Raw genomic sequence first — 23,750 nt, 5'->3', positions numbered from 1 at the left:
CCGGTGAATGTGTGGGTGACACCCGGTGAACGGCTGGCGAATGTCGGTGAATATCTGTCCCGGCTGTCTTTTGCTTTTCTGGCGTCCCATGCGTCCCACCTCTTTAAAACGAGGTGGGACGTCTGAAAGCCCCGCAGATTGGGGCTCTGCCCCACCGTCCTACTTTTATCTCTCTTTTCTCGTGTATAGAAAGAAATTTAAAAAGCACGCGTGCGCGTAAACGCGCGTACCTGTACCCGCTACGCACACACGGGCGGGAGGCATGAAAAAGGTGGGACGGTGGGACAGCCCAACAACGACGCGGCCTGCGCCCGTCCCACCACCGCAAAAAGCGGTGGGACGGAGGCAGGCCAGTGGGACGGCATGAGCCAGAGAGATGCCCACGATCAAGCCGCTTCCCCCAGGAGGAAGTGCTCGACCACGATGTGGGCGTCGTGCAGGCGCTGGTAGTAGACGTTGCGCGTGCAGCCACTGCGGGTCAGACGTGCGGCTAAGGGCGCGTCAGGCTGGAAGTAATGCACCTTGACCACGGTCATCAGCTCGGGGTCGAGGCGTTTCTTGACGATGCGCTCAATGTCCAGCGAGGCTTCCAGCGGCACCCGGCTCCCGCGCCGGCCGCGCACCAGTTGACCACCGCTCTCCATCATCATGGCGACCATGTTGCCGCCCGAATAACCGGCGGCCACTTCGTCGCTGTGCAGCTCCTGGGCCCATTGTTTGAGGGCCATATCGATCGCTTTAATCATCGAAGCACGGCTCCTCGAATTCTTCCTTCTGAAGTGCAGGCGCCCTGCCCCAGTGCTCGGGTTTCTTGTACGCCCATGGCCGCTGACCGCTCTTGTTCAAAGCCCCCAGACGGAACCGTCGCCACCCCAGTCGATGCAGAATCGCACCGACGCGCATCTGCTCGGGTTTGCCCCAATGACCGGGATCGAGCTTGAGCGCCTGACTCATCACCTCACTGCCGGTGGTGGTCTCGCCAATCTGCGACTCTTCGAGCCAGTTCAGAATCGGTGTTTCCCATTCGTCCACCACAAAGCGTTCGTCCTGCTCCTCGCTGAACATCGGTGCTTCCTCTCGTGTCACCCACCAGAGATCGCCGGCCTCGAAGCAGAACACCGCTTCGGCCCACAGCTGGTCGCGGATCTCGCGCAGCAACGGCACATCGACCTTGGTACAGGCCACCGGCCAATAACGCCGGTTGCCGGTGGCGTCCTTGAGGTACTCGTCCTGGTTGGTGGTCCCGACGAAAACACACTGGCGTGGCACGTCCAACGTTCTGCGGCCATAGCTTTCGCGGTAGGTGTCGGTCGACGCCGAGAAGAACTGCTTGGCCTTGGTGCTCTCGGCCTTGTTGAAGCTGTCCAGTTCGCCCAGCTCGACAATCCACTTGCCACGAATCGCCTGAAAGCCGTCCTTGTCGCCGAGGGCAAACGGCGTGTCCATGAACCACTCGCCACCGAGCACGCTCATCGCGGTCGACTTACCGGCGCCTTGTACGCCTTCGAGGATCATCACCGAGTCCGCCTTGCAGCCCGGCTTCATCACCCGCGCCACGGCGGAGATCATCCAGCGCTTGCCGACCTTGGAGGTGTAATCCGTTGCCTTCACCCCCATCACATCCGTCAACCAACGCTCCAGGCGCGGCACACGATCCCATTCGAGTTTTTTCAGGTACTCGCGCACCGGGTGAAAGGCGTGGTCGTGGGCCACGACACTCACCGCCTCGATCACGTGCGACGACTTCACGCGCAGGTTGTACTGCTGCGCGAGCCACTTCATCACCCGCACGTCGTCGATGTCGGCCCACTCGCCGGTACCACCCCCATAAGGAGCAGCCCGCAGCTTGACGATCTTCGAGCTGAAGGCGCAGTAGCTGATCACCCCGGCCCAGCGTTCGTCATGCGCGAGGATCAGTTCGACGTTCTGCATGTGCGCGATCAGGGCCCCGCTCTCGCTGCGAGCCAGCTGATCTTTCCAGCCACCGGCGGCCGGTGGACGCACAACCGCGAGCACTTGTCGGCGAACCGCATCCAAACCTTCGGCGACGTGCAGGTCGTTGAAGTCGGTCCACTTGTCGTGGCGCTCGAGCGCGAAGGTCGGCGCAACCACCTGGGCACCGACAATCAGCGCGGCGTTGCCGGCCTTCTCTTCGCCGGGGTTCCACGCATCACCGTTGGGCTTGGTGGTCTTCCAGTCATCGTCGCGGCAGATGATCAGCGGGCATCCGGCAAAACGCTCACGCATGGCTTTGCACACCGCGAGCAGGTTGCCCGCATCGAAGGCCACCGCCACAGTGAGCGAGGTCGCCATGTGCAGGCTGGCGCCGGTGGCGTAACCCTCACACACCAGCACCGGTTCACCCGGCTCCGGGTGCGGACCGAGCAGGTGAAAGGTGCCCTCCTTCGCCATGCCGTAAGGCCAGTAGGATTTGTCGCGGCCAGTGTCTTCCTGCTTGCTGGGGAAGATCACCTGCAGGCCCATGATTTGATCACGGGCATTTTTCATCGGGACCAGCACGGCGCCGGTGCGCGGCGCGTAACGCACATTGATCCCGACGATCTGTTTGCGGTCCAGGTAGTCGCTGCGTCCGGTGGTCGGCATGCGCTCGAACAAACCCTGCGCCCTTTTCGCCGCCCGCCGCGCAGCGTTGTTCGCGATTTCGGCGGCACGGCGCTTGGCTTCCTCCTGGCGAGCGCGCATCACTTCGCGCTCTTCCGGCGACATGCGCCCGGCCTTGACCTTGATCTTCTGCGTCTCGCCCGAACGCCAATCACCGAAGGCGCCGAAGATCAGCGTGTCGCCCTTCTCCGTGCGCTGCTCGTGAACCACGTACCAGCCGTTCTTTTCCTTGCCCTTGTCCTGCGCTGTCTTGCAGCGGGTCAGCTTGCCGAACACCAGCGGTTGCGCTGGCTCCAGACCGTAGTCGGCGAATTGGCCCAATACCTCATCGAGCATGCTGAATCCCCCGCTCAGACAGGGACTGGCAGCTGATGCACTGCGAGCAACCCGGTTGGGCCAGTCGGCGTGCTTCCGGAATCGGATCGTCACAGGCTTCACAGAACAGCAAGGAATGGGCAGCACTCTCGGCCTTGGCAGCGCTGCGCGCTGCCATGGCCTGATCGATGCGTTCCTGCACCAGATCGTTGGCGAAATCGGCGATGTCAGCCACGGTCGGCACCTCGCGTCGTCTGGTTGACGTAGGTGGCGCGGTTGAACAACCCGAGCAGCCCTTGAATGCCGCGGAACACCTGCAGGCGAATCGCCGCCAGTTCCTGATCAGTCACCACACCGTCGCCAATGCTCTTGGCCCAGGTCTCGGCCAGATCGGCGACCTGACGGAAGTATTCGGCGATACCCGTGGTCAGGGTCTCGGGCATGTCGTTGGTGTAGGTGTCGGCTAGCTCCTGCCAGATCGTATCGCCGACCAGCGCATGCACCGCATCCAGAATGCGGCGATCCTTGGTCAGTTCGAGGATTTCGCCAAACTCCTGAATGTTGATGGAGTGGCTCGGATGGGTTGGCGACAGCTTGTGCTGCAGCGTGGTCGGGTTACGACCGGTCGTGGCAGCGATGGCAGCAGCGCCGCCTGGGTATTCGCGAGCGGCGTGGTACAGCGCTAAATCGAGCGGCAGGATTTCCCGCTGCGCCCGTTCCAGAGAACTGAGAGCGATTCGGCTCATGGCATTAATCCTAAAAGTTGCCAGTGCCATGCGACAGATGTTGGTGATACATTTGCCGCGTGGTCTGGAGAGGCCCAAACGCCGGTAACCCTTGCAGGGGACAACCGGCACCGTGCCGGGGCGAACAATCCGTTGTTCCCCCCTGGCGCAACAGCTGCCAGCTCTGTGGTAAGAACGGCAGCAACACCAAGGCTTCCGAGCCTTGGAAACGCGATGGAGGTCGGCGGCATGTGGTGTGCGCACCTACCGACATCGCGCCCCGGCAGCATGTGATGATGCTAACGGGAGGAACTGGGCGGCCCTTGGGTCGCCTTTTTTCTAGGTTTTATGCAGCGACAGCGGAAATAGCTGGAGCTGGAGCTGGAGCTGGAAAAAGATCAGGTAAATCAGGACGCAATTCGTGGGGTAACACTTTTCCTTCCGATGCCTTAGCAACCGAATGCACACGTTCGGTGGGAACCCGCCCCGCCCTGACCCATTTCCAGACATGCGGTTGCTTGACGTTGCAGCGGCGAGCAAGCTCTGACTGGTTGTTACCGCAAATCTTGATGACCTTTTCTAAGGCCTGCCGACATAGCTCGGCGTCTTTAACGCAGTAAGTCACTGATTAAGCTCTCCCTGATGAACGACGAAGCGAATCTACAACCTTCGTAATAGACAAGTCAACACCCAATAGTTTAGGACGCCCTATAACCGAGGTCGTAGAATTACCCCATGAAATACTTACCGATCGATCTCCTCCCCACGCTCTCCGATCGGCTGAAATATGCCATGGAGCAACTCAACCTCAGTCAAACTGATGTGGCGAAGCTTTCGGGATGCTCTCAAGCGACGATTTTCAAAATCGTAGATGGCCAAACACGAGAAAGCCGCAAAACAGGCGCTATAGCTCGCGGACTTAACCTTTCGTTACCGTGGCTTGAGAATGGCGATATGCCAGCCAGCATAGTGCCCATCACTCGTCGTCAGGAAAAATCACCCCCGCCTCTTATTCTTGAACCGGTATCCGCGTGGGATAACGACACCCCCTTGAATGATGACGAGGTGGAGATACCACTTTTTAAGCAAGTTGAGATTTCAGCTGGGGCAGGGAGAACAGCTGTTCAGGCTGAATATGGCCGTGTGCTTCGTTTTTCCCTTGCAACACTTCGGCAGTGCGGCGTCCACCCTGCTAATGCGTTATGTGCGCCAGTCACAGGTAGGAGCCAGGAACCGTTAATCCTTCACGGTGCGACGGTCGGAATAGACCGCGGCATGACCAAAATCATTTCTGACCATCTCTATGCCATTGAGCAAGAGGGCGCGCTGAGGATTAAATTCCTGGAACGTTTGGAGGGTGGTGGACTGAAGCTCGTGAGCTATAACAGAGCTGAACATCCAGATGAATCCTATACATTTGACCAGTTTGTAGAGCAGCAAATGAAAGTTTTAGGTCGAGTATTTTGGTGGTCGACAATCCGCCCCGTGAATGCTCCTCCTCTTCCAAGAAATTGAAGATCTAAAACCAAAGTAATTGCATCATGCTAACACCTAGGTTATTTTCGCCTCACTCTCCTACCACAGTGAGGCTTCACCATGCGTACCACCGCATCCCTGCATGTCCATCCGGCATGCGTCAGCAATCGAAAACTGATCGAACAGCTGCAGCTCGCCACGGGCTGCCTGGTCGTCATTCATAACAGCAAACCCAAGCTTGTCGCCAAGTCCTGTCAGCCCTCTCCTGTTCATCCGAACGGCGGAGGGCACGCGGCATGATCAAGTTCAAGATCGACAACCGTACCCTGCAGTTGCTCAATGCCCAGGTCAACCTGAGCGAGACCTTCAACCATGTTCTGCGCACAGCGCCGAAGCGCGAGTGCCTGGCATTCCGTCTCAAGGCTGAGCGCGGCCCCGTGGAAAGCACTTTTGTCATCGAGCTGGGCAGTGAACGCCACACGCTGACCCTGCCGAACGACAAGAAGATGCACCTCAAGCTAGCCGACTTCATCGAAGAGATTGCCAACGGCCCGCTTGATCCGAGCAACACCAGCGACCCGGCGCATCGCGCGCATGCCGATCGCCAATACGGCCGCTTTGACGTCCAGGACAAGCAACGGGTGTTCGAGCTGATTCGTACCGGCGGCGTGCTGAGCCTCGACATGGGTTTCGATCTGCCGCTGCACGTGGCTGTTCATCGCCCGCACACTCTCTCCTGCATCACCGCCATCCTCAGCATCGGCAAAAAGAGCCCGCGTACCCGGTGTTTTACCGCGTGCGGTACCGATGTCGAGATCTACGGCAAAGTCAGCGAATCCATCAGCCAAATTGCTGCAGCGGCCACTCCTGCTGCACACGCGGCTTAAGGTGGGCGACATGGAACGTACCCTCGCCCAAACAGCTGCTCATCTCGGCCTGACCCGCCCCAAGCTCATCGCCCGCATGCGCGAAAAGGGTCTGCTCAAGGGAAACCTGCCGGCGGATCTCAACCGTGACGATGATTATCTGCGGATCAAAAGCAGTCCCTGGTACGACGAGAAATACGGCATGCAGTACAGCCAGTCGACTCGGGTCAAGCAGGCCGGAATCCGCTGGCTGGCTGACCAGTTGGGTATCGACCTCCCCGCCATTCCGGCAGGCCGCCGTGACGTGGCCTAGGGAATACGCCCGACAGATCATCGCAATGCGAACACGTGAGGAGCGCAATGCCGCGCTCCAGGAGGTGCCTGAACATCTGCGGGAATTGACCAAACGCCATTGCCTGAACGCCTGGAACCACCCATCACGATCCAAACGCAAGGAGGCTCAATAGCCACATGAACAACGCGAACCAAACACCGCTTCGCCTTCATCCGGCGCCTGAATCGACCACCGTTGAAATGCTCTATCGCACTTTCGGGAATGTGCTGATCCCGCTGGAAAAAATTCGGGAGGCCTATTTTCGCAACCTGAATTCGCAGTTGTTCGTGACTGAGATCTACAACGGCCGGATTCAGCTTCCGATCACCACGATCGACGCCAGTCGCAAGGCACTTAAATACGTCCACATCCGGCACATGGCCTCGTTGATCGACATCTGCGCCTACAAGGCCGATGAAGACATGCAGCGACAGCAGGAAGACCAACCCGATGCTGCACCCACTCCATTAACGGCAGTTACCACTACCCCACGACAACCCCAGGAGCACACCAAATGATGACTCCAATACAAATAGTTGCACTCGTCATCCTGACGGCGCTCGCCGCTCTCCTTATTTGGGGCGATTACATCATGGGCCGCAGAGATGGTCTGGAGGTCGGCCTGCGCGAGAGTGAAGACATTCAGCGCGCCGTGAGCGCCAAAACCATACGCGAGCTTCAGGCCTCCCTGCAGTTCATCAGGGCTGATCACGCGCGCCTGGCACAAACTTGCAAACTTCTTGAAGCAAGTCCGCAGTTCGGCCCGACAGAAAAGCAGACGCTGGTCGCCATCGGCGACCTACTGCGAATTGCCGCCGAAACCTTCAGCGTATTTCGTACTGGCAAGAAGCTCGAGCGCGACGCCAGACCTCTACGAGAACAAGCGCTTCAATTAGCAAAACGCGTAGTAACCCAAAAAAGGACCGATCACATGAAAGGCATTCAGCCAAAAGGAGTGAGAGCATGAGCGCCGCAGAAAAAATTGATTTCCACATAACTCCAGGCGCCTGGTTTCGGCAGGATCTGCTGTATCCAGTTTTTGGATTAAGCACGGAAGCAGTCCGCAAATACCGATCCCGCGGGATCTGGCTAGAAGGGAAGCACTATCGAACCGACCCAGCGAACGTGCTTGTTTATAACAAGGAGGCCATTGAAAAGTGGATGGCAGGCCAACCATGACTGACAAGATGCCCACAGGCGTCGAGATGAATGGCAAGCAATTACGCATCTGGTTCATTTTCAACGGCCAACGTTGCCGAGAACCTCTCGAAGGAATCTCGAAAGTAAACAAAGCCGCAATTGCATACGCCGACAACAAACGGCGCACCATCTTAGCGGAGATTAGAGAGGGCCGTTTCGATTATGCGGCTCACTTTCCCAACTCACCAAGGGCCGCCATGTTCACGGACACCGGCGGCCCGTCCCTAAAGCGTACAGTCAAAGAAGGTATCGACCGATGGCTGGAGGTTCAAAGGGCGCTTAAAGCATCAAGTACCGTCGTTAACTATGTCAGCAAGGCCAAGCACGTCGATAACAAATTTGGCAAACGCCGAATCGTCGACATCAGCAAGAGCGATATAGAGCTATTCCAAGCTCAATTGCTAAAGCAAGGGCTATCCCCTAAGACAGTAAACGACATCTTCACCGTCGTTCGTGGCGTCTGGGCTGACGCCTTTGGCGACGGCATTTTGAAAGCCAACGCACTGGACCGAATCAGTAACGTCGGTTCGGACGTAGACCTTGAGCACGCCGATCCCTTCAGCCGCACCGAGATCGAGCTGATCGGCAAAGCGGATCCGGACAGACGACATGATAGCAGGATGATTGAGTTCAACTGCTGGGCCGGACTTTCGCTATCCGAGCTCATCGCGCTCGCTGTCGAAGATATCGATCTCGATGCCGGCCTAGTGCAGGTTCGTCGTGCGCTGGTCGTTGGTGAGTTCAAAGTCCCGAAAGAGCGCTCCAGGGTTAGGGTGATAGAGCTGATCGATCCTGCACTTGTACTGATGCGAGAGATCGTAGCTGCTGCAAGAGAGGTCCCCGCGGAAGAGATCACCGTTATCCAGCGTGACAACATCACGTCGAAGAAGATGAAAGTCAGGTTTCTTTTCCGCAGCTCCACCAGCGGGCTGCTATGGAGCGGAAAGACCTTGAGCAATTGGTTCACGGCTCACCTGAAGAAGGCAGAGGTCCGACACCGAGGCGCCAACCAATGCCGTCATACCTTCGCGAGCCAGATGCTGTCGAGCTATGTACCAGTGGAATGGGTAGCGAGACAGCTTGGACATGCTGACACCACGATGGTGAGAAAACATTATGGGAGGTGGATACCCAAAGACACCAAGAGCATGGCCGGTGTCGTGTCGAAAATGCTGGGGTTTAGGACGGACTAGAGCGGCATAACGGGCAAGGTTTATGCCCTAGAAATGCCCTAAATGGATCGACAGAAACGAAAAAGCCCCTGTAATCATCAATGATTACAGGGGCTTAGTCTTATTCGATAATGGCGGAGAGATAGGGATTCGAACCCTAGGTACCGGTGAAGGTACAACGGATTTCGAATCCGTCCCATTCGGCCACTCTGGCATCTCTCCAACGGCGCGCATCATAACAACACTTCTGCCGAAAGCAAACCCTCTTTCGAAAATTTTCTTCGTGCTATCAGATGCTTGCGTCGATTAAAGCGGTACACCCAGACGATTGGCGACTTCTTCGTAGGCTTCGATGACGTCACCGAGGCCCTGGCGGAAGCGGTCTTTGTCCATCTTCTTCTTGGTGTCCTTGTCCCACAGGCGGCAGCCGTCCGGGCTGAACTCGTCGCCGAGGACGATCGAGCCGTCGCTGAACACGCCGAATTCAAGCTTGAAGTCCACCAGCAGCAGGCCTGCGTCGTCGAACAGTTTGCTCAGGACTTCGTTGACCTTGAGCGACAGTTCTTTCATGCGTGCCAGTTGCTCGGCGGTGCCCCAACCGAATGCCACGACGTGGGATTCGTTGATGAACGGGTCGCCCTTGGCGTCGTCCTTGAGGAACAGTTCGAAGGTGTACGGGTTGAGCTTCATCCCCTCTTCGACGCCCAGACGTTTTACCAGGCTGCCGGCGGCGTAGTTACGCACGACGCACTCGACCGGGATCATGTCCAGCTTCTTCACCAGGCACTCGTTGTCGCCCAGCAGTTTGTCGAATTGGGTCGGAATGCCGGCCGCTTCGAGTTTCTGCATGATGAAAGCGTTGAACTTGTTGTTCACCATGCCTTTGCGGTCGAGCTGCTCGATGCGCTTGCCGTCGAACGCCGAGGTGTCGTTGCGAAACAGCAGGATCAAACGGTCAGCGTCGTCGGTCTTGTAAACCGATTTGGCTTTGCCGCGGTAGAGTTCTTCACGTTTTTCCATGATGGGCTCCGCTTGCTAAGTAGATGGGCTAGGCGATATGGCGCCAGTCGAGCCCTGAATCTTGATCGGCCAGTTGCAGCCAGTCCGGGTCGCACCCGAGGGTGTCGACGAAACATTGCCGGGCCAGCTGCGGCAGGTTGTTCTTGCTGCTCAGGTGGGCGAGAACCAGATGCTGCAAGCCCTGCCACCCCAACTCGGCCACCAGGAATGCCGCCTGATGGTTGTTCAAATGTCCCAGCTCGCCGCCCACCCGTTGCTTGAGAAAGTACGGATAGTGACCACGGGCCAGCATGTCGCGGCAATGGTTGGACTCGATCATCAACGCATCGAGATCCCGATAGCCGTCCAGCACCCGCTCGCAATAGGAACCCAGGTCGGTCAGCAGGCCGAAGCGCCGCTGCTCGTTATCACTGAATACGTACTGGGTCGGCTCCTGCGCATCATGGGCCACGGCAATGACCCCGATGTTCAGTGCGCCGATCTGCAGTTGCTCGCCGCCGGCCAGAAAGCCTGCGGGTTCGATCGGTTTGCGCATCCCGCGCAGTGTGCCGCGACTGAGGTAGACCGGCAGATTGTAGCGCCGAGACAGCAAACCCACGCCATGCACGTGGTCGGCATGTTCGTGGGTTACGAGTATCGCGCTCAGTTGCGCCGGGTGAACCCCCAGACGCAACAGGCGTTTTTCGGTTTCCCGCAGGGAAAAACCACAATCCACCAGCACATAGGTATCAGCACTGGCAATCAGCGTGCCGTTCCCTTGGCTACCGCTGCCGAGAACGGCAAAGCGCATGTGATCAGCCCAGGTTGTCCTGAATCACGCTCAACACTTTGCGCGCCACATCGGCCGGCGCAACGGTGTTGATGTTCTTCTCGACAGTCACCTGAACGTTCTCACCGACCTTGCTCAGGCGAACCTGATAACGCTCGGCGCGGGCTTCAACTTCTTCCTTGGTCGGCGCACTGCCGAACAGGCTGCTGAAGAAACCAGGCTTGTCGTCTTTCTTCTCGGCTTTTTCGGCCAGGTTGATGTAGTACAGGCCCAGGCTGCGGTTGATGTCTTCAACGCGCCACTGACCTTGCTCCAGTGCACGACCGACGCTCGACCAGGCACGATCCAGGTCGGGACCGACGTTCAATACCGGGTTGCCGCTGCCGTCTTCGCTGAGGCTGACACGGCTCGGAGTATCGAAGTCACGCGAAGCCAGCATCGACACCGAACCACCCTTCTCGGAGATCCGGCTCATGCTCGCAAGCATGTCGTCGACCAGCGCTGCATCCAGGCCAGTGTTGACCGAACGGTTGGTGAAATCGACGTCGGCGGTGCTGCCGGCAGGACGCTCGGCGCTGACCACGTAGATTTCACTGGTGTTGCGCTGCACGCCTGGCTCGATACGCACCCGCACGCGGGTTTCGCTGTCGGCACCGACACCGGCGGCGCTCAGGCGCTTGGCCATGGCGGCGGACAGTTCGTCGGAATGCTGCCAGGTGGTGGTGAATTCGCCGGTTTGCGGACGCTGTTCATCCAGCCGGAAACCATTGTCCTGGAAGAACTGTACCGCCACTGGCCAGACTTCGGCCGGAGGGTGCTGGGCCACGACCCAACGCGAGTCACCGCTCTTCTGCAGCGAGTAGTCGGTCGCCTCGGCAACCGCCGTCAGCGGTTGCGGGCGCGGTACCACGTATTCGCCCTTCGCCGTGTCATCAGCCACGTTGCGCGGGATCGGCAACAGCGGATCCAGACGCTTGGAGGTGCTGACATTCGGTGGCAGTTGCATCGGTGCAGTCTGTTGCGCTTCCAGGTAATCGCTACCACGGTCACGGAAATAACCTTCCGGGCCCCAGACCCATCCGCAGCCACTGGTGCTGGAGATAATCAAGGCAAGTGCGGAAAGTCCGGCCATTCGCTTCATGCGTTGTACTTCCTCAATTAAACCAGGACGCTGCACTGGCGCAGGGCCGTGCGAAGCGTTTCATGACAAGGAGCGCTCAGCCAGGTCAACGGCAGGCGGATGCCTTCGTGCATCAGGCCCATTTCAACCAAAGCCCACTTCACCGGAATCGGGTTGGCTTCGATGAACAGGTCCTTGTGCAGCGGCATCAATTTTTCGTTGATCGCCCGTGCGGTCTCGGCGTCGCCTTTCAGCGCGGCCTCGCACAGGTCAGCCATTTCGCGCGGGGCGACGTTGGCCGTTACGGAGATGTTGCCTTTGCCGCCCAGCAGGATCAGCTCAACCGCGGTCGGATCATCGCCGGACAGCACGATGAAGTCCTTGCTCACGCCGTCGATGATGGCTTTGGCGCGTTTCAGGTCGCCGGTGGCTTCCTTGATGCCGATGATGTTCGGCACGCTGGACAGGCGAATTACGGTCTCGGCCTGCATGTCGCAGGAGGTGCGGCCGGGAACGTTGTAGAGAATCTGTGGAATGTCGACGGCTTCGGCAATGTGCTTGAAGTGCTGGTACAGGCCTTCCTGGGTCGGCTTGTTGTAGTACGGAACTACCAGCAGGCAGGCGTCGGCGCCGGCTTCCTTGGCGTTGCGGGTCAGCTCGACGGCTTCGCGGGTCGAGTTGGCGCCGGTACCGGCGATCACCGGAATGCGCCCGGCTACCTGTTTGACCACGGCTTTGATGACGGCGATGTGTTCTTCTACATCAAGGGTCGCCGACTCGCCGGTAGTACCGACCGCGACAATGGCATGGGTGCCGTTCTTGAGATGGAAGTCCACGAGTTTGCTGAGGCTGTCCCAGTCAAGACGCCCTTGTGCATCCATGGGAGTGACCAGTGCCACCATACTGCCCGCAATCATGAAACCGCTCCTGCCGGAAAAAGAGAGCGGTAATGGTACTGGCGCCAAGATGCTTGCACAAGCGAAGTACTGCGCCGCCATTCCCCTTGGCGTCGGTTTTCGCTACCCTTCAGACTTTGATCGGTACAGATCAGCTTGTACGCCGGGTTCCAGCCTCCCCTTTCGGCCTCCCAGGCCCCGTTCCAGTGTCGCTGCTGCACGCTCCGCCTTTATTGGAGCGAATTGCGAGCCACGGCCCGGGGCTTTCTGAACGGGCACTCGCAGACGCTTCCCGACGGCCAACGCCCATCGACCTACCGACCGCTCATCGCTTTAGGAATGATGCATGTCCACCCCCACAGTTCGCGAACAATTCCTTGTCATCAGTGCCCTTGGCGCCAACCCCATGGAGCTGACTAACGTCCTGTGCCGCGCCAGCCATGAAAATCGCTGCGCCGTCGTCACCTCCCGCCTGACTCGCCATGGCGAATGCAGCGCCCTGGTGCTGGAAATCTCCGGCAGCTGGGACGCGCTGGCCCGCCTCGAAGGCAGCCTGCCGACCCTGGCCAAGCGCCACGCATTCACCGTCAACGTGGTACGCAGCGCGGCTCTGGAAAACCGTCCGCAGGCCCTGCCGTACGTGGCTTATGTCAGCTCGGCGTATCGCCCGGACATCATCAATGAGCTGTGCCAGTTCTTCATGGATCACAACGTCGAGCTGGAAAACCTGACCTGCGATACCTATCAGGCCCCGCAGACTGGCGGCACCATGCTCAACGCCACGTTCACCGTAACGCTGCCGGCCGGCACCCAGATCAGCTGGCTGCGCGACCAGTTCCTGGACTTCGCCGACGCGATGAACCTGGATGCGCTGATCGAACCTTGGCGCCCACAAAACCCAATGTAAGGAAGCTTTCATGGCCGTTGTCATCGACCAACTGGTTGCGGATTTCGAAGCACCTGCCACCAGCGGGCAGACCGTCAGCTTGTCCGCCCTGAAGGGCAAGCAAGTGGTGATCTACTTCTATCCGAAGGACAGCACCCCCGGCTGCACCACCGAAGGCCAGGGTTTTCGTGACCAGTACGCGGCGTTCCAGGCCGCTAATACCGAGATTTTCGGTATCTCCCGCGACAGCCTGAAGTCTCACGAGAACTTCAAATGCAAGCAGGAATTTCCGTTCGAGCTGATCAGCGACAAGGACGAAGCCGTCTGCCAGCTGTTCGACGTGATCAAGCTGAAGAAACTGTATGGCAAGGAATATCTGGGCGTTGATCGCAGCACGTTCCTGATCGACAAGAACGGTGTACTGCGTCAGGAATGGCGCGGCGTGAAAGTGCCGGGGCATGTGGATGCGGTGCTGGCTGCGGCTCAGGCCTTGAATAAAGCCTGAAGGTTTTGCGTCGCCCTCATTGACGCCTTCGCGAGCAGGCTCGCTCCCACATTGAACTTGTGAACGCCACAGATCCAATGTGGGAGCGAGCCTGCTCGCGAATAGCCTTCATCTAAAATCTGGCTCAACCGCTACAGCAGCGGAGCGACAACCGGCTCCTTGCGCGGCCACGCATCCAGCACGGCCTTGAACAGCGTCGCCAGCGGAATCGCGAAGAACACGCCCCAGAACCCCCACAACCCGCCAAACAACAGCACCGCGCAGATGATGGCCACCGGGTGCAGGTTGACTGCCTCGGAAAACAGCAACGGCACCAGCACGTTGCCATCCAGCGTTTGAATGATCCCGTAGACCGCCATCAGATAGATGAACTGATCGCTCCAACCCCACTGGAACAGCGCGATCAGTAACACCGGCACGGTCACCACCACCGCGCCGACGTACGGCACCACCACCGATACCCCGACCAGCAACGCCAGCAGCGCCGCATAGTTGAGGCCAAGCGCGACGAAGGCGATGTAGGTCACGCCGCCACAGATCACGATCTCGATGACCTTGCCGCGAATGTAGTTGGCGATCTGCCGGTTCATTTCCTGCGCCACGCGGGTGATCAGCGCCCGCTCACGGGGCAGATAGCCGCGCACCCACTCGCCGATCATGGCCCGATCCTTGAGAAAGAAGAACACCAGAATCGGCACCAGCACCAGATAGATCATGATATTGACCAGCAGCGGCAGGCTCGACAGCGAAAAGGTCAGCGCCCATTGGCCGAACTTGCCGATTTCGCCACGCGCCGCTTCGATAGCCTGCAGCACCTGCTCGTCAGAGACCAGATGCGGATAGCGCTCCGGCAGCAACAGCAACAGCGACTGCCATTTGGCCAGCATCCCCGGCAGCTCGTTGAACAGCGTGATCAACTGATGCCACAGCAACGGCAACACTACCACGATGAACACTAGCAACACGCCCATGAACAGCGCAAATACCAGCCCCACCGCCGCCGCACCAGGCACGCGCATACGCTCCAGTGCGAGTACCAGCCCCTGCATCAGATACGCCAGCACCATCCCGGCCAATACCGGCGCGAGCATGCCACCGAGCGTGAGCACCGCGGTGAAGGCGAGAAACAGCAGCACCGCCAGCACCACCGCTTCTTCGTCGGAAAAGTAGCGCTGAATCCAGTCGCGTAACACTTTGAACATCAATAATCCTTAGGTCTTTTACGCTGTCGGTTCAGGCTTTTTTCAACCAGTAACGGTAGACGCCCGCTTCGTCTTCTTCGCGCAGCAGCGTATGACCGGCCAGACGGGCAAAGGTGCGGAAGTCGCGCTGCGAACCCGCGTCCGTGGCGATCACCTTGAGCACCGCGCCGCTGGGCAGCTTGTTGAGTTCCATCTTGGCCTTGAGCAACGGCAACGGGCAATTCAGGCCACTGGCGTCCAATTCACAGTCATGGGCTACAGCGTCAGTCATTGCGTCACTCCGGTTCAGGTGGTTGAGGTGCCTAGAATATCTGGTCGCAAGCCCGGTGTCCGGCTACAGTAAGGTCTTTGTCTTCTAAGGCTTTGTGCATGACATTTCTGCGCCCTACCCTGCTGACGCTCGCTTGCCTGCTCGCCTCACCGGGCTTTGCCGACGATCTGCCGTCACTTGGCGACGCCAGTTCTGCCATTGTCTCTCCGCAACAGGAATATCAGCTGGGCCGCGCCTGGCTGGCGATGTTGCGCAGTCAGGTTGCACAGCTCAACGATCCGCAGCTCAAAGACTACGTCGAATCCAGCGTCTACAAGCTGGTGGAAACCAGCCAGGTGACCGATCGTCGCCTGGAATTCATTCTGATCAACAGCCCGCAACTCAACGCTTTTGCGGCGCCGGGTGGCGTGGTCGGGGTCAACGGCGGCCTGTTCCTCAACGCGCAGACCGAAGGCGAATACGCCTCGGTACTGGCCCACGAACTGGCGCACTTGTCGCAACGCCACTTCGCGCGCGGCGTCGAAGCTTCGCAGCGGATGCAGGTACCGATGATGGCGGCGCTGCTCGCGGGGATCGTGATTGCCGCCGCCGGTGGCGGTGATGCCGGGATCGCGACCATCGCCGGCACTCAGGCCGCAGCCATTCAGTCGCAGCGTACCTTCTCGCGCCAGAACGAGCAGGAAGCCGACCGTATCGGCATCCTCAACCTGGAAAAGGCCGGATACGACCCGCGCTCGATGCCGACCATGTTCGAACGTCTGATGCGCCAATACCGCTTCGACGCCAAGCCGCCAGAATTTCTGCTGACTCACCCGGTGACCGAATCGCGTATCGCCGACACCCGTAACCGCGCAGAACAAGCGCCAGCGGGCGGCATTGAAGACAGCATGCGCTATCAGTTGATCCGCGCCCGCGTACAGCTGATCTACGAAGAAACCCCGGGACTGGGCGCCAAGCGCTTTCGTGCACAACTGGACGAGAACCCGAAGAACGACGTGGCGCGTTACGGCCTGGCGATCGCTCAGATCAAGGGCGGCCAGCTCAATGAAGCCAGGGAGAATCTCAAACAGCTGCTGGCCAAGTCACCCAACGAGATCATCTACAACCTCGCGCAGATCGACCTGGACATTACCAACAACCGCCTGCCGGATGCGCAAACGCGGGTTGACCGGATGCTCACCCAGTATCCGGGCAACTACCCACTGAATCAGGTTCGGGTCGATCTGTTGCTGAAACAGAATCGCACCGCCGACGCCGAGAAAGCCCTCGACAGCTTGCTCAAATCCCGTCCGAATGATCCTGACGTGTGGTATCAGGTCGCGGAAACCCGTGGTCTGTCCGGCAATATCATCGGTCTGCATCAGGCTCGCGCCGAGTACTTCGCACTGGTCGGCGATTATCGTCAGGCGATCCAGCAGCTTGATTTTGCCAAGCGCAAGGCGGGCAGCAACTTCCCGCTGTCCTCGCGGATCGATGCACGCCAGCGCGAGCTGATGGAGCAGGAGCGCATGATCAAGGACATGATGGGCTGAGTTTTCATCAGCGACAAAAAATTCAGGTATAAAAAACCGCCTCTTTCGAGGCGGTTTTTATTTCACCGCAACCGGGTTATTCAGCCAGTTTGAAGGTGATGAAGCTCGCGCGACCTTCACGCAGGACGCGCATCGACACCGAACGATTCTTCGGCAGCGCCTTGGCGATCTCGGTGAACTCCTTGGTGGAGCCGATGGCCTGGTTGTTCAGGTGAGTGATCACGTCACCCGGTTGCAGACCGATCAAAGCCGCAGGACCGTCCTGAACTTCCTTGATCACCACTCCGCCCTTGAGGTCGTAGGTTTTCTTCTGCTCAGCGGTCAGTTCCGCCACCGAAACGCCGAGACGGTTGCTGCTGCTTTCCGCACCCGACTTCGGCAGTGCAGCCAGCTCTTTGTCCTCATCCGGAATCGCACCGACAGTCAGCTCGACATTCTTGCGCTTGCCGTCACGGATCACTTCGAGGTTGGCCTTGGCGCCCGCTTTCAGCGCACCCACCAGGTGTGGCAGGTCGGCGGACATGACGATCGGCTGACCGTTCATGCTCAGGATCACGTCGCCCACTTGCAGGCCACCCTTGGCTGCCGGACCGTCATCCTGAATCTGCGCAACCAGCGCACCGGCCGGCTTATCAAGACCGAACGACTCGGCCAGATCCTTGTTCACTTCCTGGATGACCACGCCCAGCCAGCCGCGGCTGACTTTGCCACCGCTTTTCAGCTGATTGGAAACGTCCATCGCCACGTCGATCGGAATGGCGAACGACACACCCATGAAGCCACCGGAACGGGTGTAGATCTGCGAGTTGATCCCGACCACTTCACCGTTCAGGTTGAACAGCGGGCCACCGGAGTTACCCGGGTTGATTGGCACGTCGGTCTGGATGAACGGCACGTAGTTTTCGTTCGGCAGGCTACGGCCGACGGCGCTGACAATGCCTTGGGTCACAGTGTGGTCAAAGCCGAACGGCGAACCGATCGCCACGACCCACTGACCCGCCTTCAGGTCCTGGGACTTGCCGAGCTTGAGCACCGGCAGATCCTTGCCATCGATTTTCAGCAGGGCCACGTCGGAGCGAGGGTCGGTACCGATCAGCTTGGCTTTCATTTCACTGCGATCAGCCAGACGCACGAGGATTTCGTCGGCATCGGCAATCACATGGTTGTTGGTCAGGATGTAGCCATCGGAGGAAATGATGAAGCCCGAACCGAGCGATTGCGCTTCACGCTGACGATCGCCGCGCGGCGAACGCTGCTGAGGCGGCATGCCGCGCTCGAAGAACTCGCGCAACATCGGCGGCAAGCCTTCCAGGTCAGGCATCTGCTGGTTCACCTTGCGGTCCGGCAGCTTCTGCGTGGTACTGATGTTCACCACTGCAGGCGAGGCCTGTTCAACCAGTTGGGTGAAATCCGGCAGGTCGGCCGCCTGGACAGCGGGGACAGCCTGACCCAGCACCAGCACGGTGGCGAAAATGGAGAGATAAGACTTCAAGCTAAGTATCGACATACAGCTCCCGTTACGACGAGCAGGGTTAAGCGATATGGAGCAAGGAACACCGGGAACCGCGGGCCGGTATTTTTGTTCCGGGAACAACAGACAAGGCCAGAGCCGTGAGGCTCTGACCTATAAAAAACTTTCGGGTGATTTGCAAATGAAAATGCTGAGCAAACATTTCATCTACGTCTCGAAGAAGAAGTGGAAATGACTGAAATCAGCTCACTGCTTGCTGGTTGCAGCGCCATCGTTGCGCATCGAAAGGGCAATCCTCTCGGCCGTGCCGATTGGAATTTCGCCGACCACCGTCACCATCATCTCGCCCTCAGGCGTAGTGAGGCGGCGGGAAACAGCGACAGTTGGCCCCAACTGCGTGCGGGTATCGGTCACTGTTGCACCGTTCAACGGCTCAAGAAATACCGAAAACCGTGCCAGCCCGTCGTCATACATCAGGCTACTGACTTGAGTCTTGGTTTCAGAATCTTTGTGTGAAGTGCTGCTGGTCAGCACAAAACCCGGAGGCAGCCAGTCGGAATGCCAGACCTGAGCCGTTTTCACGGCAGAGGCCTTGTCACTATCAATAGTGACGGCCTTGCACTCGGTGCCAGCTTGCAGATCTTTGTCCGACGGGACATCAGCGGTATCGAGGCTGGTGAACTGGAAACGCTCGAGTAGCTGCCCCTTGTCGTTGAGCAACAACGACTTCAGTGGCAAACCGGTCTGTTTATCCAGATGCAGCTCGAAACCATAACGATGCTGGTCGCGGGGCGTCAGCGATACAATGACCGCATCACGCCCGGCCACGCGCGACTTGCCGATGACGGCAAGCTCATACCAGTTTTTCAGCTTTTGGGGATCAAGCGAACGAGCGGTCGAGTTGGGAGAGTCTCCCAACCCCGCAATCAGAGTGCCGCTGACGCATTGAGTATGCCCATCAACACGCACGACTTCCTGAGCCGAGCCGTCGAGCTGAAGCAAACGCTCGCGGACCTGACCGTTCTGGACACGATGCCAGATATTGTGGGTAGAAAAACTACCGTTACGCTCGTATACGAAAGTGCCTTGGAAGCTTTGCTGCTGCTCCGCCTGACCCAGGCGGATCAGCCAGTCCTGGGCCTCGTCGGCATGGGCTGGAACAATGAACCAGCCGCTAAGCAGAAGCGAAAGTAGAGGTATGGCGCGCATGATCCTCCTTAACGGTTTTCCATGCTTGCTGCACGCGCATAAGGCAGAGCGCTTTCAGTACCTTTCAACGCAGCTTGCTGGGCATGCTGACGCAGATAGCCTGGCAGACGCTGATCGTGCCAGCCTGGCTGACCTTGCAGGACGCCGTTGGCCATCGGACCGGTAGTTTCCGAGCTTTCCTTGTAGCCTGCCAGAACAGCCGGGCCTTTGACCTGCGGCGCAACCAGCGAAGGCTGATTGGACTGCTGGGCCAGTTCGACGCCAGCGATTTCGTCCTGGTTGTACAGGCGCACACCAGCCAGTACCGCAACGGTCACCGAAGCCGCAACGGCCAGACGACCCAGGTTGCGCCAAGGGCCGCGGGATACTTTGGCTGGAGCCGTTTCGTCTTCCAGCGCAGCAGAAACTGCCGCAGCAATGTCCAGACGCGGAAGCAGCAGATCCTTGTGCATGGCTGCCCGAGCGATCTGATAACGAGCCCAGGTCTCACGGGTTTCAACATCGTCCAGTGCATTGATCACTCGACGCAATTCCAGTTCGTCCGCTTCGTTATCCATCACTGCGGACAGCGATTCCTGCAGGGCTTCACGACTCATGGCGTTCCTCTCTTGGCTGTCGCCGCTGTCTCAGTTTTCCTGCAACAACGGCTGCAGGGCTTTATCGATGGCCTCCCGGGCGCGGAAAATCCGGGAGCGCACGGTACCCACCGGACACTGCATGACGCTCGCAATGTCCTCGTAACTCAGACCATCGAATTCACGTAAAGTTAAAGCCGTACGTAAATCCTCTGGCAGTTGCTGAATGGTTCGATGGACGGTGCCTTCGATCTCATCCCGCAGCAACGCGCGTTCCGGCGATTCGAGATCCTTCAGGCCGTGATCGCCGTCGTAGAACTCTGCGTCTTCAGAACTTACATCGCTATCCGGCGGCCGGCGGCCGCGTGAAACCAGATAGTTCTTTGCCGTGTTGATGGCGATGCGGTAAAGCCACGTATAGAACGCGCTGTCTCCGCGAAAGTTTCCTAGCGCTCGGTAGGCCTTGATAAAGGCTTCCTGAGCCACATCCTGGGCTTCATGGGTGTCGTGCACGAAACGCACGATCAACCCGAGAATTTTGTGCTGATATTTCAGCACCAGCAGATCGAAAGCTCGCTTGTCGCCACGCTGAACGCGCTCGACCAGCTGCTGATCCTCTTCCTGGGTTAGCATGAACACTCCTCGATAAGCATGGAGGAGGCTTGCATAACTAAACGACCAGACTTGCAAACATAGACTCGGGCTTTTCGCAAAAGTTCTCCCCCTCCAGGCAAGTTTCCTGCGGGCTCTGATTTGGCACGCACGAAAAACGCAGCGCGGGATAAACCGGCTGCGCGAATAATCTTGTCATCGGTTCGCCGGCAAAAACCCAATCGCAGGTTCTGCATTGAAGCCGACACTGTCCCGTGCTTCTGGCAACTGACTATTGATCTTGGGCCTCTGGCAAAAGTTCCAATTATTTATAGCCGTGCTGAAGCGACATTGAGCAACCGCGTGCTGAAAAAGCCTGTTTCATCCTCGATACAGTCGCCTTTTCCCAAAACGACAGAAAAAAACGTCCGACGAAACGTCAAGCTTTTGTCGTCACAGTAGTTTCACAATGCCATACGGGCCCGGCTATTGTGCCGCTCCACCCCTCTATATACTAGTGGGCTGTGTGGCTGTCTTGACTCGCCGATCCAGCTGTCCTGCGCCACCCCCGATCCGGGTCGCTTTGAGCGGAATCCTGAAATGAGCCAACAGTTTCAACACGATGTTCTGGTGATTGGCAGCGGCGCTGCCGGTTTGAGTCTCGCGCTGACCCTGCCGGGTCATTTGCGCATTGCCGTATTGAGCAAAGGTGATCTGGCCAACGGCTCGACTTATTGGGCCCAGGGCGGCGTCGCTGCCGTGCTGGACGATACCGATACTGTCGAATCCCACGTCGACGACACCCTGAATGCCGGCGGCGGTCTGTGCCATGAAGACGCGGTGCGTTTTACCGTCGAGCACAGCCGCGAAGCCATCCAGTGGCTGATCGACCAGGGGGTGCCGTTCACCCGCGACGAACAGTCCGGCACCGAAGACGGCGGTTTCGAATTCCACCTGACTCGCGAAGGCGGCCACAGCCATCGGCGCATCATCCATGCCGCGGACGCAACCGGCGCAGCGATTTTCACCACCCTCCTCGCCCAGGCCAGAGAGCGCAGCAACATCGAACTGCTGGAGCAGCGAGTTGCCGTTGATCTGATCACCGAACGCCGTCTGGGCATGAATGGCGAGCGCTGCCTCGGCGCCTATGTGCTGAATCGCGCGACCGGCGAAGTCGACACCTACGGCGCACGCTTCGTGATCCTCGCGTCCGGCGGCGCCGCCAAGGTCTACCTCTATACCAGTAACCCCGACGGCGCTTGCGGTGACGGCATCGCCATGGCCTGGCGCTCGGGCTGCCGAGTGGCGAACCTGGAATTCAACCAGTTCCACCCTACGTGCCTGTATCACCCGCAGGCCAAGAGTTTCCTGATCACTGAAGCCTTGCGTGGCGAAGGCGCGCACCTGAAGCTGCCCAACGGCGAACGGTTCATGCCGCGTTTCGACAAACGTGCCGAACTGGCGCCACGCGACATCGTCGCCCGCGCCATCGACCATGAAATGAAGCGCCTGGGCGTCGACTGCGTGTATCTCGACATCAGCCACAAGCCTGAAGCCTTCATCAAAAGCCACTTTCCGACGGTTTACGAGCGCTGCCTGGGTTTCGGCATCGACATCACCAGGCAGCCGATCCCGGTCGTACCGGCGGCGCACTACACCTGTGGCGGGGTGATGGTTGACCAGCACGGTCGCACCGACGTGCCGGGGCTGTACGCCATCGGCGAAACCAGCTTCACCGGCCTGCACGGGGCCAACCGCATGGCCAGCAACTCGCTGCTCGAATGCTTCGTTTATGCCCGCTCGGCGGCAGCGGACATTCTTGCACAACTGGATGAGGTCACCGCGCCAACCGCCCTGCCCGAGTGGGACGCCAGCCAGGTGACCGATTCCGACGAAGACGTGATCATCGCCCACAACTGGGACGAGCTGCGCCGCTTCATGTGGGACTACGTGGGGATCGTGCGCACCAACAAGCGTCTGCAACGGGCGCAGCACCGCGTGCGTCTGTTGCTGGACGAGATCGACGAGTTCTACAGCAACTATAAAGTCAGCCGCGACCTGATCGAGCTACGCAATCTGGCGCAAGTCGCCGAACTGATGATCTGCTCAGCCATGGAGCGCAAGGAAAGTCGCGGCCTGCATTACACCCTCGACTACCCGAACCTGCTGCCCGAGGCGCTCGACACTATTCTGGTGCCGCCCACCTACGCCGGCTGAACTTGAGCCGCACTCGCAGGCGTCGGTGCACATCCGCTGCCTGCGAGTCTCGCGGTACACAGATCGAGCGCACCCGCCGCTCCCCGCGCAAACGAAAGCGCAGCACCACGATCAACGGCAACGCCAGGCTGTCAGGGCGCAGCTGGACTGCTTGCCAGCCGCCCGCCTGATTCCACAATTGCCAGCCATCGGCATCGCGGCGCAATCGGCAAAAAGCCTGCGGATGCGTCAGCAGAATCTGCCGTGGCAACACCCACACGGCGTGCAGCAGACAGGCGAACGCCCCGAGCAGACAGGCCCAGAGTGGAATCGACAGGAGAAACAACACACCCAGCGCGAACGCCTGGGTCAACAGATACGCCGCCAGCAACTGCCGAGAGGCATGCCAGCGGCATTCGAACGTATTACTTGGGCTGAACACGGTCCAGGATCATCCGGACCATGCGCTGCAGCTCAGGGTCTTCGGACTCACTGCGCTCCATGAACCAGCCGAACATGTCCTGATCCTCACAGGTCAGCAGACGGACATACAAGTCGCGATCGACCTGGTTGAGGTGCGGATAGACCTCTTTCACGAACGGCACCAGCAGCACGTCAAGTTCCAGCATGCCGCGGCGGCTGTGCCAGAAGAGGCGATTGAGTTCAACTTGTTCGACCATGGAGCCCTCCTCAAATAGGCGCGCAGTATACAGCCCCGGCGCGGGTCGCACAGTCGGCTTTGGTCGGGCACCACCGATCCTTTATCAACTACCCATTTCAACAACGCGCCCTTATGA

29 protein-coding genes and 1 tRNA gene are annotated in these 23,750 nt (G+C 59.0%); 12 read left to right on the top strand and 18 right to left on the bottom strand.

The window, feature by feature from the left end; genetic code table 11:
• Positions 1-386: 386 nt before the first annotated feature.
• The 5 genes from CRO59_RS04905 to CRO59_RS29190 all read right to left on the bottom strand — a co-directional run bounded on the left by CRO59_RS04905 (position 387) and on the right by CRO59_RS29190 (position 4,287).
• On the bottom strand, positions 387-746 hold the full coding sequence (locus CRO59_RS04905) for a hypothetical protein (protein ID WP_027614477.1): 360 nt from the start codon (positions 744-746) through the stop codon (positions 387-389).
• Positions 739-2,958, bottom strand: a complete 2,220-nt coding sequence (locus CRO59_RS04900; protein WP_027614476.1) for a VapE domain-containing protein — start codon at positions 2,956-2,958, stop codon at positions 739-741. Before CRO59_RS04900 ends, CRO59_RS04905 begins: the two co-directional genes overlap by 8 nt.
• The gene (locus tag CRO59_RS04895; protein ID WP_008080171.1) at positions 2,948-3,172 is read right to left on the bottom strand and encodes a TraR/DksA family transcriptional regulator; all 225 of its coding nucleotides are present in this window, start codon (positions 3,170-3,172) and stop codon (positions 2,948-2,950) included. Before CRO59_RS04895 ends, CRO59_RS04900 begins: the two co-directional genes overlap by 11 nt.
• Positions 3,165-3,683: a phage regulatory CII family protein gene (locus CRO59_RS04890; protein ID WP_025112490.1), complete on the bottom strand. Its 519-nt coding sequence runs from the start codon at positions 3,681-3,683 to the stop codon at positions 3,165-3,167. Before CRO59_RS04890 ends, CRO59_RS04895 begins: the two co-directional genes overlap by 8 nt.
• 325 nt (positions 3,684-4,008) lie before the next feature.
• Positions 4,009-4,287: a YdaS family helix-turn-helix protein gene (locus CRO59_RS29190; protein ID WP_081730301.1), complete on the bottom strand. Its 279-nt coding sequence runs from the start codon at positions 4,285-4,287 to the stop codon at positions 4,009-4,011.
• 110 nt (positions 4,288-4,397) lie between these two features.
• Here CRO59_RS29190 and CRO59_RS04880 point away from each other — a divergent pair, with 110 nt between their 5' ends.
• The 8 genes from CRO59_RS04880 to CRO59_RS04845 all read left to right on the top strand — a co-directional run bounded on the left by CRO59_RS04880 (position 4,398) and on the right by CRO59_RS04845 (position 8,731).
• Positions 4,398-5,177: a S24 family peptidase gene (locus CRO59_RS04880; protein WP_081730300.1), complete on the top strand. Its 780-nt coding sequence runs from the start codon at positions 4,398-4,400 to the stop codon at positions 5,175-5,177.
• Positions 5,178-5,258: 81 nt separating this feature from the next.
• The gene (locus CRO59_RS04875) at positions 5,259-5,438 is read left to right on the top strand and encodes a hypothetical protein (protein ID WP_081730299.1); all 180 of its coding nucleotides are present in this window, start codon (positions 5,259-5,261) and stop codon (positions 5,436-5,438) included.
• Positions 5,435-6,025 (top strand): hypothetical protein, encoded by a 591-nt coding sequence (locus CRO59_RS04870; protein ID WP_027614474.1) that lies wholly within the window; start codon positions 5,435-5,437, stop codon positions 6,023-6,025. The genes CRO59_RS04875 and CRO59_RS04870 overlap by 4 nt, the downstream gene beginning before the upstream one ends.
• 10 nt (positions 6,026-6,035) lie before the next feature.
• Positions 6,036-6,317, top strand: coding sequence for a phage antirepressor KilAC domain-containing protein (locus tag CRO59_RS04865; RefSeq protein ID WP_027614473.1), 282 nt, complete (start codon positions 6,036-6,038; stop codon positions 6,315-6,317).
• A 158-nt stretch (positions 6,318-6,475) separates the two neighbouring features.
• On the top strand, positions 6,476-6,856 hold the full coding sequence (locus CRO59_RS04860; protein ID WP_027614472.1) for a pyocin activator PrtN family protein: 381 nt from the start codon (positions 6,476-6,478) through the stop codon (positions 6,854-6,856).
• Complete coding sequence (locus tag CRO59_RS04855; protein ID WP_049827962.1) at positions 6,853-7,305, top strand: hypothetical protein; 453 nt, start codon at positions 6,853-6,855, stop codon at positions 7,303-7,305. The genes CRO59_RS04860 and CRO59_RS04855 overlap by 4 nt, the downstream gene beginning before the upstream one ends.
• Positions 7,302-7,517, top strand: coding sequence for an excisionase family protein (gene xisR, locus CRO59_RS04850; protein ID WP_027614470.1), 216 nt, complete (start codon positions 7,302-7,304; stop codon positions 7,515-7,517). The genes CRO59_RS04855 and xisR overlap by 4 nt, the downstream gene beginning before the upstream one ends.
• Positions 7,514-8,731, top strand: a complete 1,218-nt coding sequence (locus CRO59_RS04845; protein ID WP_065899397.1) for an Arm DNA-binding domain-containing protein — start codon at positions 7,514-7,516, stop codon at positions 8,729-8,731. The genes xisR and CRO59_RS04845 overlap by 4 nt, the downstream gene beginning before the upstream one ends.
• Positions 8,732-8,842: 111 nt before the next feature.
• On the opposite strand, the gene CRO59_RS04840 is transcribed toward CRO59_RS04845, so the two are convergent.
• From CRO59_RS04840 to dapA, 5 genes are all read right to left on the bottom strand, one after another.
• A tRNA-Ser gene (locus CRO59_RS04840) sits at positions 8,843-8,932 on the bottom strand.
• Between the two features lie 84 nt (positions 8,933-9,016).
• Positions 9,017-9,730, bottom strand: a complete 714-nt coding sequence (purC, locus tag CRO59_RS04835; protein ID WP_007963288.1) for a phosphoribosylaminoimidazolesuccinocarboxamide synthase — start codon at positions 9,728-9,730, stop codon at positions 9,017-9,019.
• Between the two features lie 28 nt (positions 9,731-9,758).
• Complete coding sequence (locus CRO59_RS04830; protein WP_047598088.1) at positions 9,759-10,520, bottom strand: MBL fold metallo-hydrolase; 762 nt, start codon at positions 10,518-10,520, stop codon at positions 9,759-9,761.
• Positions 10,521-10,524: 4 nt separating this feature from the next.
• The gene (gene bamC / locus CRO59_RS04825; RefSeq protein ID WP_027614466.1) at positions 10,525-11,640 is read right to left on the bottom strand and encodes an outer membrane protein assembly factor BamC; all 1,116 of its coding nucleotides are present in this window, start codon (positions 11,638-11,640) and stop codon (positions 10,525-10,527) included.
• Positions 11,641-11,657: 17 nt separating this feature from the next.
• Positions 11,658-12,536, bottom strand: a complete 879-nt coding sequence (gene dapA / locus CRO59_RS04820) for a 4-hydroxy-tetrahydrodipicolinate synthase (RefSeq protein ID WP_027614465.1) — start codon at positions 12,534-12,536, stop codon at positions 11,658-11,660.
• Positions 12,537-12,861: 325 nt separating this feature from the next.
• On the opposite strand from dapA, the gene CRO59_RS04810 reads away from it, so the two are divergent.
• The gene (locus CRO59_RS04810; protein WP_007963284.1) at positions 12,862-13,422 is read left to right on the top strand and encodes a glycine cleavage system protein R; all 561 of its coding nucleotides are present in this window, start codon (positions 12,862-12,864) and stop codon (positions 13,420-13,422) included.
• A 10-nt stretch (positions 13,423-13,432) separates the two neighbouring features.
• Positions 13,433-13,906 (top strand): peroxiredoxin, encoded by a 474-nt coding sequence (locus tag CRO59_RS04805; protein WP_097086678.1) that lies wholly within the window; start codon positions 13,433-13,435, stop codon positions 13,904-13,906.
• Between the two features lie 131 nt (positions 13,907-14,037).
• Here CRO59_RS04805 and CRO59_RS04800 read toward each other — a convergent pair whose 3' ends face one another.
• Both CRO59_RS04800 and CRO59_RS04795 read right to left on the bottom strand, forming a co-directional pair.
• Positions 14,038-15,108: an AI-2E family transporter gene (locus CRO59_RS04800; RefSeq protein ID WP_027614463.1), complete on the bottom strand. Its 1,071-nt coding sequence runs from the start codon at positions 15,106-15,108 to the stop codon at positions 14,038-14,040.
• Between the two features lie 31 nt (positions 15,109-15,139).
• A complete protein-coding gene (locus CRO59_RS04795; RefSeq protein WP_007963279.1) occupies positions 15,140-15,379 on the bottom strand; it encodes a sulfurtransferase TusA family protein in 240 nt (79 codons plus the stop codon).
• Positions 15,380-15,477: 98 nt separating this feature from the next.
• Here CRO59_RS04795 and CRO59_RS04790 point away from each other — a divergent pair, with 98 nt between their 5' ends.
• The gene (locus CRO59_RS04790; RefSeq protein WP_007963277.1) at positions 15,478-16,911 is read left to right on the top strand and encodes a M48 family metalloprotease; all 1,434 of its coding nucleotides are present in this window, start codon (positions 15,478-15,480) and stop codon (positions 16,909-16,911) included.
• A 76-nt stretch (positions 16,912-16,987) separates the two neighbouring features.
• On the opposite strand, the gene CRO59_RS04785 is transcribed toward CRO59_RS04790, so the two are convergent.
• From CRO59_RS04785 to rpoE, 4 genes are all read right to left on the bottom strand, one after another.
• The gene (locus CRO59_RS04785) at positions 16,988-18,418 is read right to left on the bottom strand and encodes a DegQ family serine endoprotease (RefSeq protein ID WP_097086675.1); all 1,431 of its coding nucleotides are present in this window, start codon (positions 18,416-18,418) and stop codon (positions 16,988-16,990) included.
• A 210-nt stretch (positions 18,419-18,628) separates the two neighbouring features.
• Complete coding sequence (locus tag CRO59_RS04780; protein WP_097086674.1) at positions 18,629-19,591, bottom strand: MucB/RseB C-terminal domain-containing protein; 963 nt, start codon at positions 19,589-19,591, stop codon at positions 18,629-18,631.
• A gap of 8 nt (positions 19,592-19,599) precedes the next feature.
• Positions 19,600-20,187 carry a sigma-E factor negative regulatory protein gene (locus CRO59_RS04775; protein ID WP_003222558.1) on the bottom strand — a complete coding sequence of 196 codons (588 nt, stop codon included), beginning with the start codon at positions 20,185-20,187 and terminating at the stop codon, positions 19,600-19,602.
• Between the two features lie 30 nt (positions 20,188-20,217).
• Positions 20,218-20,799, bottom strand: coding sequence for an RNA polymerase sigma factor RpoE (gene rpoE / locus CRO59_RS04770; protein WP_003172477.1), 582 nt, complete (start codon positions 20,797-20,799; stop codon positions 20,218-20,220).
• 558 nt (positions 20,800-21,357) lie between these two features.
• Between rpoE and nadB the strand changes: the two genes are divergently transcribed.
• Positions 21,358-22,974, top strand: a complete 1,617-nt coding sequence (gene nadB / locus CRO59_RS04765; protein WP_097086672.1) for an L-aspartate oxidase — start codon at positions 21,358-21,360, stop codon at positions 22,972-22,974.
• On the opposite strand, the gene CRO59_RS04760 is transcribed toward nadB, so the two are convergent.
• A complete protein-coding gene (locus tag CRO59_RS04760; protein ID WP_097086670.1) occupies positions 22,943-23,395 on the bottom strand; it encodes a protein YgfX in 453 nt (150 codons plus the stop codon). The two genes, nadB and CRO59_RS04760, sit on opposite strands and share 32 nt — an antisense overlap.
• Positions 23,379-23,633 (bottom strand): succinate dehydrogenase assembly factor 2, encoded by a 255-nt coding sequence (locus tag CRO59_RS04755; RefSeq protein WP_003222550.1) that lies wholly within the window; start codon positions 23,631-23,633, stop codon positions 23,379-23,381. The genes CRO59_RS04760 and CRO59_RS04755 overlap by 17 nt, the downstream gene beginning before the upstream one ends.
• Positions 23,634-23,750 lie beyond the last annotated feature (117 nt).

Source organism: Pseudomonas sp. LAMO17WK12:I5 (genome assembly GCF_900215165.1).
GTDB lineage: Bacteria > Pseudomonadota > Gammaproteobacteria > Pseudomonadales > Pseudomonadaceae > Aquipseudomonas > Aquipseudomonas putida_A.
This window is presented reverse-complemented; position numbering and strand designations above follow the sequence as displayed.